We start from the raw sequence: 11,859 nt of genomic DNA, 5'->3' as shown, positions 1-11,859 counted from the left end.
GCCCCCAACTGGTCGAGGCGTACCAGGCGTTGGCGCCGGGAGGAACCCTCGTCGCCGCCGGCCACAGCTCCGGGAGCGGGGAGGACTTCGCGTTCGGCACCCTCTTCGGCGACGCGAGCCGGCACGACCGCTCGGTGGTCTCCTTCTACCTGCTCGGCTGCACCGGCCTCGGCCGCGACCTCGGCTGGCTCGCCCACCGGGTGGCGGCCGGCGAGCTGGACCCCGGCGTCACCTGGCGCGGTGCCTGGGACGACGCGGCCGAGGCGGTCGACGCCCTGCTCGGGCGGCGGCTGCACGGCAAGGCGGTGCTGGCCGTCGGGGGCTGAGGCCGGGCCGGGGGCGGGCTCGGGGGCAGGGGTGGGCCGGGGCTTCCGCCGGGGCCCGGGCCACTCGGACGGGTCAGGAGCTGTCGCTGCGGAGCGGGATGTTGCCAAGCATGGGGACGTACGGGCCCCTCGGCCGCCGAACACCGACCAGGAGAGGGATCCCTCGGTGCGTGAACTCCACAGTCCCCCCAGCCACGGCCGACCCGGCCACCGTCCGCCGCCCGACCGCTCCCTGGACGGTGGCCGGCGACCGGGCCGGAGGTGGACGCCGCAGCGGACGGTCGCGCTGATCGTGGCGGCCTCCGGCGTCGCCGTGCTCGCGGCCTGCAGCAGCAGCTCCTCGGGCACGGCGGCCGGCTCGCCGACGGCCACCCCGCCCAACGCGGGCGCCTTCTCCGGCGAGCCGCCCTCCGCCGTCGCCTCCGCCGCGGAGTCGCTGCTGGCCTCGGCGTCGGCGGCCATCGCCTCGGCCTCGGAGGCCTCCGCGGCGTCCGTCGCCTCCAACGCCGCGGCGGCGTCCGCCTTCGAGGCCTCCGTCTCGGCGCAGCAGGCGACGACCAGGGAGAAGGCCGCCTCGGTGCTCAGCGGGGTGACGGACGGCGGCAACGCGGTGAACGACGTCGCCATCACCGGCATCAACCGGCAGAACACCGGCGGCCTGCACGCCGTGGTCGTCACCATCCGGAACCCGGGGCCCGAAGCGGCCTCCTACGCCGTCCAGGTCGACTTCACCGACACCAGCGGCAAGGCCGTGGACAGCGCCGTCGTCGGCGCCGAGAACGTCCCGGCGAACGGCACGGCCGAGCCCGTCGCCTTCAGCAGGCAGCCGGCCGACCGGACGCTGCTGCCGGTGGTGGTCAAGGCCGTCCGGTACTGACGCCCACTCGGGCCGACCTGCCGGAAGTCCGCCGCGCCTACCGCACCCGGCTGCGGACGCCCGAGCGCCTCCCGTTCGCGGGTGCCTCCCGGGTTACGTCACGCCGCCGGCGGGTTACGTGACGCCGTCCGCCCGTTCCCGCTGCCGGGTGCGGTAGGCGCGGGAGCGGCAGCGGGGGGAGCAGTAGCGCGGCGGGCGGCCGCCGGGGCGCGGGCCGTCGGGGGAGGGGGCGGGGGCCGGCAGCGGGCCGCCGCAGGCGGGGCAGGCCGGGCCGGGCTCCTCGTCGGGGGCCGGGGCGTCCGGGACCGGGTGCGAGGTCAGGCCCAGCCGTTCGGCGACCACGCCGGCCTGGAAGCGGCTGTGCGCGCCGAGGCCGTCCAGCAGGTCCGAGACGTGGCGGCGGCAGGTGCGCAGGGAGATGCCGAGGCGGCGGGCGATGGACTCGTCCTTGAGGCCCTTCGCGAGCAGCACCAGGATGCTCTGCTTCATCGTCTTGGTGACGTCGTGCGCGGCCTGCGGGCCGCTGGCGAACGGGGCCGCGTTCTCCCAGTCCCGTTCGAAGACCGTCAGCAGGTAGGAGAGCAGGTCGGGCTCGCGGATGATCAGGGCGCCGCCGGAGCTGGCGGGCAGCAGGGCGAGCGAGCCGTCCACGATGATCAGCTGCGGCAGCACCTCCGGCAGCGTCCGGATCTCGGCGCCGGCCTCGATGAGCTGCTCGGCGTGCACCCGGGTGGGCTGGTCGAAGCGGGTCGCGTGCTGGTAGAGGCTGCGCATCCGGACGCCCCGGTCGAGCAGCGCCAGGTCGCGCGGCAGGGCCTCGCGCAGGGCGGCCGGGGGGAACGACCCGCCGTGCTTGGAGACCAGCACCTCGCTGCGGCAGGAGTCGATCACGTCGGCGAGCAGCGAGCGCACCGCGAACTTGTCCGGCAGGCGGTCGATGGTGCCCTGGGGGAAGGCGTGTTGACGGGCCTGGAGGTAGACGGGCACCAGCGCCGCGAGGCCGTCGCGCTGCTGCTGGACGATCCTCCGCTGTTCGCGCAGGGCCTCCTCCCGGGCGCGCAGGGCGGTGTCGCGGGCGGAGAGCAGCTGGGCGGTCGCGGCCTGGGGGCTGACGGGCTGCCAGGCGGTCGGGGGTGTGTCCGTACGGTCCCCTTCCGCGGGGCGCCCGTCGGGGAACAGCTCCTGGAAGAGGCAGGCCCCGGTGAGCTGCCGGACGGCCGCTTCGCACTCCGGCAGGCTCAGGTCGGTCTCCGATGCCGCCTGTGCGAGGGTCGCCGGGGTGAGGCGCTCGTGCACCACCGTCCACCGGTAGAGCGTGACGGCCGCGCTGTCGAGCGCGGGCACGTCGGCGGTCGGGTCGGGGGCGGTCGGGTCGGGGCCGGTCACGGGGTGCATCGCATGCCTCCTAAAGCTGCCAGGCAGGCTCATGATCCCCTGCGGGGGATGTCGTGGCCATCCGCCGCCTGGCAGGGTGACGAGCACGGACCGGGCGATGCGGCAGGAACTGCGGAAACGCCCGGAACGTGTGGAACCGTCCCCGAAGTGATGGGAGTTGTCGTCATGCGAGGAATCGTGACGCGGACACTGGCCGCGGTCGCGCTGGGTGCCGCCGCCTGGTTGGGCGGGGTGGCCCCGGCCGGCGCCTCCGTGTTCGACGACGCGACGCTGACGGAACCCGGCGGCGTGCACGGCGGCCACCAGTGCGTCCAGACGACGGCCTGGGGCGACGCCTGGTGCCCGGGCAAGCCGCTGAGCTGACGCGTCGTCGCGAGCGACTCCCGTCCCCTCCTCATCGAAAGGGAAGTCCTGTCATGCACATGGCCCTGAAGCGTTCCGTCCGTACCGCCCCCACCGCCACCGGCCGGGCCGGCTCCGCGCCCTCCGCCTCCTCTGCCGGGTCCGCGGGCTGATCCGCTCGGCGGGGTGACGTAGCGCGCCCTGCACGGGACGTCGGCGGAGTCGACTTCCCGTGCAGGGCGCGTTGCCGTTCCGGTGGGCATCGGGGTGCTCAACGCCGGTGCCAGACCGCCCAGTTCTGCCGGGCGTCGAACCGCTCGACGTACCAGTCGGCGGGGTGGCCCGGCCAGTACGCCTCCGGCGGTTTCCCCTCCCCGGGCAGCGGGAGGACCATGACGTTCGCCTCCGCCGGGACGGGCTGCCAACGGGGGTCGCGGGACCAGACCCGCCCCCGGTAGACCTCGAAGGTCTGGGCGGCGCGCAGCGACCAGTCGACGTCCCAGGCGAACACCACGTTGTCGTCCGCCGTGATCCCGGCGGCGCGGGTGAAGCCGGTCGCCAGGCCCTCGCGGCCCTCCGCGTGCGGCCGGGCGACCTGCGCGGTGATCGTCGTGGTGGCGAAGGCGGCGAACAGCGCCAGCGAGATGCCGAGCGCCCCGAGCACCCGGCGGCCCCCGGCGTTGCGGACCAGGACCGCCGCGCCGAGCAGGACCAGCACGGCGGCGCAGGTGCGGGGCAGGTCGATCCGGCCCCAGTCCGCGGCCAGGAACGAGACGTCGGGCAGGGTCCAGGGGATGAACATCGACGTGTGCAGCCGCTCGCCGGCCGCCAGCGCCACGACCCCGGCGAGCAGCAGGACGAGCCCGGCCGCGACCGCCGCCGTCCGGACCAGCGCGCGGCGCCCGTACCCGGCGAGCACCGAGACGCCCGCCACGAAGGCCGACGGGACGAGGGAGGAGGTGTACCGGGCGTACACCCAGTCGTCGACCCGGCCGTCCAGGGGCAGGGCGGCGGCGGAGGCCAGGGCCGTGCCGAACAGCAGCGCCACCAGCACGCCGCCGGTGGTCCGCAGGGCGGTCGACCGGCGGCGGTCGAACACCGCGCACAGGCAGGCGACGACGGCGAGCCCGCCGACGCCCCAGGTGGAGACGGTGAAGTACCAGATCTGACCGGCGGCCCGGGCGAGGGTCTGCAGGGCGGTGTCCGGATCGGTCAGACCCTTCCAGAGCGAGCCGCCGACATCGCTGTCCGGGACGGTGAACCGCGCGTGCAGCCACGCCGACAGCAGCTCGGCGCCGAGCACGCCGAGGCCGAGCGCCGCGAGCCCGGCCGCCGTGGCGCGCCACGGCGCCCGGCGCAGCAGCAGGACGCCGAGCAGGACGGCGGCGGTCAGCGCCACCACCACGCCGCCGCGGTCGTGCACCGCCATCGCGTAGCCGGCCGACGCCCCCGCCCCGACGGCGTGCCAGGTGCGGCGCCGCGGCGGGCCGTCGGCGAGCCAGCCGTGCAGGCAGAGCAGCCAGGCGAGCACCAGGACGGGCAGGACGGCGTCGGTCAGCGCGAACTGCGAGTAGAAGACCACCGGCGGCAGCAGCGCGGTCGCGGCGGCGAAGGCGTACGAGAGGCGGCGGTTCAGGCCGAGGCGGCGCAGCGCGACGTGGGCGAGCGGGAAGACCAGGGCGTTGACGGCGGCGTTGACGCCCATGACCAGGTGGTAGGCGGTCGTCGGGTCGTCGGCCAGGCGCAGTGCGGGGGAGATCAGCAGGGGGTAGCCGCCGGGGATCACCACGCCGACCGGGATCTCGGTCGCCGAGCCGCCGGCCAGCACCCGGGCCAGGGCGAGGTAGGAGTCCTCGTCGGGGTGGACGGACGGGAAGTCCATGGACCGGACGAGGGCGAGCCGGAACAGCAGCTCGGCGAGGTAGCCGACGAGCAGCACGGCGGCGGGCCGGGTGTCGGCGATCCGGACGACGGCGGCGCGGACGGTGGCGGTGGTGGCGAGGACGGCGGTTCGGGCGGTGGTGCGGACGGTGGCGAGCGGGGTCGGGGCGGGCGGGGTCGGGTTCGGCCGGGTCGTGGTGCGGGGTGGCACGGGCGCGCCCCCTTCTTTCGGACTGTCGGACGACTGTATATGTCGTTGGACTGCATATGTAGTCCGACTGGTTCCACGGAAGGGGGCGGGCGCCTACGGGCCGGGCCGACTCTCCGGGCCCGTCATGAATGTCGGCCAATCGGCGGGACCACGTCCTCGGCGATCGTCCGGCCCCCGGCACGTGCCCGCCGACCGTGGTTCAGGCCGTCCGCGGGAGCGTCATCGTCACTGGCGGCGCCTGGTGGCGGCGGGCCCGGCGCCGGGGGCTCCCCCGGGCCGGGGAGGGGTGCCTCGGCCCCCGGGTGCAGGGCTTCAGGCGCGCGTCGCTCGGTTCGGCTGCGGGGTGCCGGTCGGCTCAGCGCAGCCGCGAGGAGGACAGGATCGACGCCAGGTGCGCGACCACCATGCCCCAGGTGATCACCGTGATGCCCGCGAGCGTCCACCGCGTGGCGTCCAGGTTCCCGAGTCCCGCGTCCACCGCGGCCGCCGCCAGCAGCACCAGCGAGGCCTCGATGCCGTTCGTCACCCGGTGGATCTTGAACAGCGAGGCGACCTTGCGGGCCGTCGCGATGCCCTGGGAGCGCGGCTGCGTCGACTCCTCGGTCGCCGGCAGCTGCCCGCTGCGGGCGCGGGCCACGTCCACCAGGTCCGTCGAGGCCTTGAGCAGCACCACGCCCAGCGCGGCCGCCAGCCCCGCCGACACCCACAGCTCCGACCCGCCGCGCGCCGCCCGGACGCCCGCACCGATCATCAGCGCGGCGTCCGCCAGATAGGCGCCGAGCCGGTCCACGTACACCCCGGCCATGCTGAACTGGCGCTTCCAGCGCGCCACTTCGCCGTCCACGCAGTCGAACAGCAGGAACAGCTGGAACAGCACGACGGCCAGCACCGCACCGGCCGGGCCCGGGATCAGCAGGGCCGCGCCGCCGCCGACCCCGCACGCCACCATCACCCAGGTGAGGGTGTTCGGCGACACCGAGGTGCGCACCAGCTGCCGGGTGGTCCGCAGCGAGATCCGCCGCATGTACATCCGGCCCGCCCAGTGCTCGCCGTTGCGGCTCTGAAGCTTGGCCTGCGGCTGGCACACCTCGCGCAGCTCGGCGAGCGCCGGAGCAGCCACCATGACGACATCCCTCCACCTGTCCCGAAACGATCACCACAGGCTACGGCCTCCGGGGGAACGCCCGGACCAGGTGGTATGCCGCCGGCGGTACGGGAGGTGTCCGTCGTCGGAACGTCCGGTGCGAACGGTGGGGGCGTCCGCCGCGGACGTCCGGTGCTCATGGTGCGCGCGAGCGTCGCGGACGTCCGCCGGAGCGCCCGCGGCGAAAACCGGTGGGCCGCCCGAGTGCCCCCGGGCTAGGCTGCGCGGGTTCGCCGGAACCCGAAGCCACGGGCCCGACTGCCCGCCCCCGTACGCCGGTTGACGCGGTCCGCGGTCCCGGAGCGGAACGAGGAGCGCAGACCCATGGTGACCACGGGCGGCCCGTCCCAGAGCCCCGACCCGGCCCGACTGCTGGCCGACCACCGTCCGCGGGGCCCGGTGGAGACCGCCGACCACGAGCGGGCCCGCCTCCTCCTCGACGTCGCCGACCCGTGGAACAGGGGCACCTTCCCGCTCCACTTCACCGCCTCCGCGCTGATCGTCCACCCGCCCACCCGCCGCGTCCTGCTGCGCTGGCACGTCCGCCAGCAGGCCTGGCTGCACGTCGGCGGCCACGGCGACCCGGGCGAGACCCGGCCGCTGGACATCGCCCTGCGCGAGGGCCTGGAGGAGACCGGCCTGACCGACCTCGCCCCCTGGCCCGGGCACGCCCTCGTCCACCTCGCCGTGGTGCCCGTCCCCGCCTCGCCCGCCGAACCCGCGCACGAGCACGCCGACCTGCGCTTCCTGCTGGCCACCGCCACCCCGGAGCGGGCCCGGCCGGAGAACCCGGCGTCCCCGCTGGAGTGGCTCACCGTCGAGGAGGCCAAGCGGTGGACCACCGAGGACAACCTCCGTGAGACCCTCGACCGCGCGGCCCGCCTGCTGCCGTCCGCCTGAACCCCCCTTGGAGACCGACCGGATGCACACCGACCAGACCCTGATCTTCGACGCCGACGACACGCTCTGGGAGAACAACGTCCTCTTCGAGCGGGTCATCGACGGCTTCCTGGACTGGGTCGCCGCCCCGGAGGAGCGGCAGCGCACCCGGGCCCTGCTGAACGAGATCGAGGCCCTCAACTCCGCCACCCTCGGCTACGGCGCCACCGTCTTCCGGCAGAGCCTCGCCGACTGCCTCCAGCGGTTCAACGACCGCACCCCCACGGCCGCCGAGCAGACCCGGATCGACGACCTGCTCACCCCGCTGACCAGCCGCGACGTCGAACTGATCGCCGGCGTCGCCGACACCCTGGCCACGCTCGCCGACCGCCACCAGCTGCTCCTGCTCACCAAGGGCGACCAGGGCGAACAGCAGCGCAAGGTGACCGCGTCCACCATCGACCACCACTTCCGCGGCGTCCACATCGTCGCCGAGAAGTCGGTCGACACCTACCGGCGGCTCACCGCCGACCTCGGCCTCGACCCGGGCCGGACCTGGATGATCGGCAACTCGCCCAAGTCCGACATCGCCCCCGCCCGCCGGGCCGGCCTGCGCACCGTCTTCATCCCGCACGAGCACACCTGGGTGCTGGAGCACGCGGAGCTCGGCCCGGACGAGGCGACGCTGCGGCTCGGGGCCTTCTCCGAGCTGCTGCGCCACTTCTGACGGTCTCTTCGGGCCGTCAGCCCATCATCGCGGCCGCCGACACCGGCGTCCCGTCCCGGTACAGCCAGGCCCGCTCGGCGGCCGACCAGACGCCGGCCGTCAGCAGGTAGAGCACGGCGGCCACCGGGACCAGCGCCGCGAACAGCACCGACCCGAACGACAGGTACGGCAGCAGGCCCGCCCCCGGCTGCGGGGCGGGCCGGGCCGCAGCCGCTGGTGCCGCCGCAGCCGCCGTTGCCGCCGCTGCCGCGGCCGTGCGCCGGGCCCGGCGGAAGTTGACGACCCCGACCGCCGCCAGCCCGGCGAACAGCACCCCGAACACCGCCCACTGCCCGGCGCCGTGCGCGCCCGTGACGTGCAGACCCAGCGGCACCCCGAACAGGGTGTGGTCCAGCAGGTCGTTCGGAGTGGTGAACAGGCGGTACATCACCGAGAAGAACGGAATCTGCACCAGCACCGGCAGGCACCCCGCGAACGGCGACACCTGCTCCTTCCGGTACATCTCGGCCAGCGCCTCGCGCAGCCGCTCCGGGCGGTCCTTGTGCTTCCGCTGCAGCGCGGCGACCTTCGGCGCCAGCCGCGCCCTGGCCTTCTCCCCGCGCGCCGCCGCCCGCGCCAGCGGGTGCAGCGCCAACCGGACGGCGACGGTGAACAGGACGATGGCCAACGCGGTCGGCACCAGGTGGGCGACGGCGGCGACGACGGCGTGCGCCAGGGCGACGGCAGGGTCGAGAACAGCGAGTACGGACATGGTGGAGCGAGCCCTCCGGGGTCTCAGGACATGAGTGATCAGCGGAGGACGGCCACGAAGAACGTCAGTGAAGGACGTCTGGAAGAAGGTCCGGTGAGGACGTCCGGTGAGGACGTCGGACGGAACTACGCGGCCGCCGGGGCCGCTCCCGGCGCCCTGGGGCGTCGCCTGCCCCGGGCGTCCGGATCACGCTGCGGAAGGAACGCCGTACCGAACGCCCGACGCCGCAGCACCCCGCTGCGCACCGCCGCGGGCGCCCGCGCCCCCAGGAGCCGCGCCCCGGCCAGCGCCCCGGCGACCGCCCCGGCCACCAGTGCCACGGCCGCGACGGCGGCCGCCGAGGCCAGCGTCCCGCTGTCGGCCACCAGCTCCCCGGTCAGCACCCGGAGCAGGCCCAGCAGCATCGCCACAACGGTCACGACGCGCTCCCCCTCCCGGTGTCCCCTCGGCTTCCTGACGTACCAGCAGGACGATCCTACGGGCCCCCGGGTTCCCGTCTCCGGCGGGGAAGCCCCCCGCGGTGCCCCCGCCTGGTTCCGAACCTGGTTCCGCACCTGGTTCCGCCCGATTCCGTTCGTGTCCGAAGGTCCCGCTCCAGGTCCGGCTGAAGAGGGCCCGTCCAGGGTGTAGCCGACGGGGCTACACGGGGCTACCGTGGAGAGGTGAAGACGATTACCCAGCGGGAGTTCCGGAACAACTCCGCCGCCGTGATGGACGCGGTGGAGGCGGGGGAGACGTTCCACATCACCAGGAACGGGGTCGAGGTCGCGGAGCTGCGGCCGGTGCCCGGGCGTCGGCGGCTCACGGCGGAGGAGCTGGTGGCCCGGCACGTGAAGCTGCCGCGCGTGGACTACCAGCAGATGCGCAAGGAGGCCGAGGAGGACTTCGGCCCCGAGGAGCTGGTGGGGGACGACGGCGACGACCCGTTCGAGCGGCGGCGTGGCTGAGCGCCGCAGAGCACCCCGGCGACGGCCGGCCGGGGTGCTGGACACCTGCGTCTACATCGACCTCGCGCTGCTCAGCCCCTCCGACCTGCCGGCCGTGCCCGAGCTGACCGCGATCACCTTCGCCGAGCTCCAGCAGGGCGTGTCGATGGCCCGCGACCCGGCCAGCCGGGCCGCCCGGCTGGAGGTCCTGGGCGCGGCGATGGCGGACTTCGACCCGCTGCCCTTCGACGCGGCCGCCGCCGCCCGCTACGGGACGCTGGTCACCCTCACCATCGCCGCCGGACGGCAGCCGCGCCCGCGCCGGATCGACCTGATGATCGCCGCGGTCGCCTCGGCCCACGGGCTGCCGCTGTACACCCGCAACGTGGCGGACTTCCGGGGGCTGGGCTCCGCGGTGGAGGTCATCGGGGTGTGAGGGCCGGGCGGTCTCCTGGGCCGGGGGGGAGTGACGGTCACGGGGCGCCGAGGGCGGCGGCCCCGTCCCGCTCGACCCGGTCGGCCAGGGCGGCCGCGTACTTCAGGGCCTCCGCCCGGTTCCGGGTGCGCAGCAGGACGGTGTTGCCCCCGCGCCTGCCCCGGTTGCCGCCCGCCTTGGCGGCGACGGCCCAGCGCGGGCGGCGGAGCAGGGCGAGGACCAGCCAGCGGAGTCCGAAGTTCAGGCCCAGGAGGGCGGCGATGGGGACGAGCAGGAGGACCCCCTCGCCACCTCCGCCGCCGTCGACGTGCCGCATGGGGTCGTAGGCGTGCAGGGGCCTGTGCGTGGCCCCGAGGCGACCGAGCCACACCACCGCGATCCGTACGGGGCGGCGGTCGGGCCCGGTCACGTCGACGTAGCCGATCGACCCGTCCCGCTCGCCGCGGGCCCAGGCCGTCCGCTCCCTCGTGGTCGACTGGCTCTCCTGGAGCGCGCGGTCCTCGGCCTCCCGGGTCTTCTGGCGCTGCTCGAACTCCTCGGACCAGGCCTTCTCGCGCTTCTTCTGCTCGGCGGACCATTCCCACTGGCGCCGGAGGCGCTCCTCGTCGTCGGTCTGCCGCCCCCGCTGACTGTTCATCTAATGATCTTAGAAGTGCCGTCCCGGGTGCGTCGGCGGCGGGCCCGGCACGTCAGCGGCGGGCCCGCAAGGGGCGCGTCAGCCCGGGCGGACCGCCGTCCCGGTGGCGGCGGAGGTGCGGGCGGCCTCCAGGACGGCCAGGGCGGCCACCGCGTCGCGCGGGTCGACCGGCGGCGGGGTGCCCGGGGTGGCCAGGGCGGCGGCGATGCCCGCGTAGAAGGCGGGGTAGTCGCCCGGGTCGGTCGGCAGCTGGATCGCCGACTCGTCGGTGCCGAGGGTGCCGTAGTGCGCGGGCTGGTCGGCGCCCCAGGGGCGGGTGCCGTCCGGGCGCAGGCCCGCCCGCAGGTCGGCCTCCTGCGGGTCCATGCCGGGCTTGACGTAGCCGGCGGTGTCGCCGAGCACCCGCAGCCGGGGGCCGATCAGCGGGGTGATGGCGCTGGTCCACAGGTGCGAGCGGGTGCCGCTGGTGTGGGTGAGGGCGAGGAACGCGTCGTCGTCCACCACCGCGCCGTCGCGCCGCACGTCGATCTCCGCGTACACCGTCTCGACCGGCCCGAACAGGGTGAGCGCCTGGTCGACGAGGTGGCTGCCCAGGTCGTACAGGGTGCCGCCGACCTCGGCCGGGTCGGCCAGCTCCCGCCAGCCCGGCTTGGGCTTGGGGCGGAAGCGCTCGAAGCGGGACTCGAAGCGGTGCACCCGGCCGAGCGCGCCACCGCGCACCAGTCGGCTCGCGGTGAGGAAGTCGCCGTCCCAGCGCCGGTTGTGGAAGACCGAGAGCAGCACGCCCCGCTCCTCGGCGAGCCGGCACAGCTCCAGCGCCTGGGCGGCGGTGCCGGCCAGCGGCTTGTCCACCACGGTGGCCAGGCCGGCCCGCAGGGCGGCGCGGGCGAGCGGGGCGTGGGTGCGGTTGGGCGAGGCGATGACGACCAGGTCCAGCGCGTCCGGGTCGGCGAGCAGCTGCTCGGGCGTGTCCACGGCGCGGGCGCCGGGGTGCTCGTGCGCCAGCTGGGCGCGCCGGTCGGGGTTGGCGGTGACCACGGCGTCCAGTCGCAGCCCCGGCGTGGTGGCGATCAGCGGCGCGTGGAACGCGGAGCCGGCCAGGCCGTAGCCGATCAGGCCGACGCGGAACGGACCGGGAGTCGTCTGCGTGTTCATGCGCCCACTCAATCACGAGGCGCCCGGTTGCTCCCGGTTTCGGTGGGCGGCGGCCGGACAGCCGTCGGACGACCGCCGGTGGGCCACCGGTGGGCCGCCAGTGGGTCACCGACCGGCGGCTGCCCCGGACCTCTTGACCTCAAGTGCGATTGAGCTTTTAGCGTGAACTCGG

General features: G+C 75.3%; 14 protein-coding genes. 7 read left to right on the top strand and 7 right to left on the bottom strand.

The genetic code is table 11. The annotated features are described in order from the left end of the window. Positions 1-326 (top strand): zinc-binding dehydrogenase (locus tag ACFU6K_RS02745; RefSeq protein WP_380660482.1); only part of this gene is annotated, 326 nt, incomplete at its 5' end. A 166-nt stretch (positions 327-492) separates the two neighbouring features. Then, positions 493-1,203 carry a hypothetical protein gene (locus ACFU6K_RS02740; RefSeq protein WP_380660480.1) on the top strand — a complete coding sequence of 237 codons (711 nt, stop codon included), beginning with the start codon at positions 493-495 and terminating at the stop codon, positions 1,201-1,203. 114 nt (positions 1,204-1,317) lie between these two features. On the opposite strand, the gene ACFU6K_RS02735 is transcribed toward ACFU6K_RS02740, so the two are convergent. Next, positions 1,318-2,598, bottom strand: a complete 1,281-nt coding sequence (locus tag ACFU6K_RS02735) for a LuxR C-terminal-related transcriptional regulator (protein WP_380660479.1) — start codon at positions 2,596-2,598, stop codon at positions 1,318-1,320. 177 nt (positions 2,599-2,775) lie between these two features. Between ACFU6K_RS02735 and ACFU6K_RS02730 the strand changes: the two genes are divergently transcribed. Next, positions 2,776-2,961 carry a hypothetical protein gene (locus tag ACFU6K_RS02730; RefSeq protein ID WP_380660478.1) on the top strand — a complete coding sequence of 62 codons (186 nt, stop codon included), beginning with the start codon at positions 2,776-2,778 and terminating at the stop codon, positions 2,959-2,961. Between the two features lie 250 nt (positions 2,962-3,211). On the opposite strand, the gene ACFU6K_RS02725 is transcribed toward ACFU6K_RS02730, so the two are convergent. Then, complete coding sequence (locus ACFU6K_RS02725) at positions 3,212-5,032, bottom strand: hypothetical protein (RefSeq protein ID WP_380660477.1); 1,821 nt, start codon at positions 5,030-5,032, stop codon at positions 3,212-3,214. A gap of 355 nt (positions 5,033-5,387) precedes the next feature. Continuing rightward, positions 5,388-6,155, bottom strand: coding sequence for a CDP-alcohol phosphatidyltransferase family protein (locus ACFU6K_RS02720; protein ID WP_380660476.1), 768 nt, complete (start codon positions 6,153-6,155; stop codon positions 5,388-5,390). A gap of 345 nt (positions 6,156-6,500) precedes the next feature. On the opposite strand from ACFU6K_RS02720, the gene ACFU6K_RS02715 reads away from it, so the two are divergent. Beyond that, on the top strand, positions 6,501-7,076 hold the full coding sequence (locus ACFU6K_RS02715) for an NUDIX hydrolase (protein ID WP_380660475.1): 576 nt from the start codon (positions 6,501-6,503) through the stop codon (positions 7,074-7,076). A gap of 22 nt (positions 7,077-7,098) precedes the next feature. Further along, positions 7,099-7,782: an HAD family hydrolase gene (locus ACFU6K_RS02710; protein ID WP_380660474.1), complete on the top strand. Its 684-nt coding sequence runs from the start codon at positions 7,099-7,101 to the stop codon at positions 7,780-7,782. 16 nt (positions 7,783-7,798) lie between these two features. Here ACFU6K_RS02710 and ACFU6K_RS02705 read toward each other — a convergent pair whose 3' ends face one another. Both ACFU6K_RS02705 and ACFU6K_RS02700 read right to left on the bottom strand, forming a co-directional pair. Continuing rightward, positions 7,799-8,533, bottom strand: coding sequence for a YidC/Oxa1 family membrane protein insertase (locus ACFU6K_RS02705; protein WP_380660473.1), 735 nt, complete (start codon positions 8,531-8,533; stop codon positions 7,799-7,801). Positions 8,534-8,658: 125 nt separating this feature from the next. Beyond that, the gene (locus tag ACFU6K_RS02700; RefSeq protein WP_380660472.1) at positions 8,659-8,952 is read right to left on the bottom strand and encodes a DUF6412 domain-containing protein; all 294 of its coding nucleotides are present in this window, start codon (positions 8,950-8,952) and stop codon (positions 8,659-8,661) included. A gap of 243 nt (positions 8,953-9,195) precedes the next feature. On the opposite strand from ACFU6K_RS02700, the gene ACFU6K_RS02695 reads away from it, so the two are divergent. Both ACFU6K_RS02695 and ACFU6K_RS02690 read left to right on the top strand, forming a co-directional pair. Continuing rightward, positions 9,196-9,480 carry a type II toxin-antitoxin system Phd/YefM family antitoxin gene (locus ACFU6K_RS02695; RefSeq protein WP_049649701.1) on the top strand — a complete coding sequence of 95 codons (285 nt, stop codon included), beginning with the start codon at positions 9,196-9,198 and terminating at the stop codon, positions 9,478-9,480. Further along, positions 9,473-9,895, top strand: coding sequence for a type II toxin-antitoxin system VapC family toxin (locus ACFU6K_RS02690; protein WP_049649700.1), 423 nt, complete (start codon positions 9,473-9,475; stop codon positions 9,893-9,895). Before ACFU6K_RS02695 ends, ACFU6K_RS02690 begins: the two co-directional genes overlap by 8 nt. 37 nt (positions 9,896-9,932) lie before the next feature. Here ACFU6K_RS02690 and ACFU6K_RS02685 read toward each other — a convergent pair whose 3' ends face one another. Both ACFU6K_RS02685 and ACFU6K_RS02680 read right to left on the bottom strand, forming a co-directional pair. Then, positions 9,933-10,532, bottom strand: coding sequence for a hypothetical protein (locus ACFU6K_RS02685; RefSeq protein ID WP_380660471.1), 600 nt, complete (start codon positions 10,530-10,532; stop codon positions 9,933-9,935). A 78-nt stretch (positions 10,533-10,610) separates the two neighbouring features. Next, entirely contained in the window at positions 10,611-11,687 is a 1,077-nt protein-coding gene (locus ACFU6K_RS02680; protein ID WP_380660470.1) for a Gfo/Idh/MocA family oxidoreductase, read from the bottom strand. Between the last annotated feature and the right edge of the window lie 172 nt (positions 11,688-11,859).

This window comes from Kitasatospora sp. NPDC057512 (genome assembly GCF_042802135.1).
GTDB lineage: Bacteria > Actinomycetota > Actinomycetes > Streptomycetales > Streptomycetaceae > Kitasatospora.
Note: the sequence above shows the minus strand (reverse complement) of the source record. Positions and strands in the feature narration are given on the sequence as shown.

Bases quoted from the DNA above. Each gene is read 5' to 3' on its own strand.
- ACFU6K_RS02735 (WP_380660479.1), bottom strand. From the start codon at position 2,598: ATGCACCCCGTGACCGGCCCCGACCCGACCGCCCCCGACCCGACCGCC.
- ACFU6K_RS02720 (WP_380660476.1), bottom strand. From the start codon at position 6,155: ATGGTGGCTGCTCCGGCGCTCGCCGAGCTGCGCGAGGTGTGCCAGCCG.
- ACFU6K_RS02715 (WP_380660475.1), top strand. From the start codon at position 6,501: ATGGTGACCACGGGCGGCCCGTCCCAGAGCCCCGACCCGGCCCGACTG.
- ACFU6K_RS02710 (WP_380660474.1), top strand. From the start codon at position 7,099: ATGCACACCGACCAGACCCTGATCTTCGACGCCGACGACACGCTCTGG.
- ACFU6K_RS02705 (WP_380660473.1), bottom strand. From the start codon at position 8,533: ATGTCCGTACTCGCTGTTCTCGACCCTGCCGTCGCCCTGGCGCACGCC.
- ACFU6K_RS02685 (WP_380660471.1), bottom strand. From the start codon at position 10,532: ATGAACAGTCAGCGGGGGCGGCAGACCGACGACGAGGAGCGCCTCCGG.
- ACFU6K_RS02680 (WP_380660470.1), bottom strand. From the start codon at position 11,687: ATGAACACGCAGACGACTCCCGGTCCGTTCCGCGTCGGCCTGATCGGC.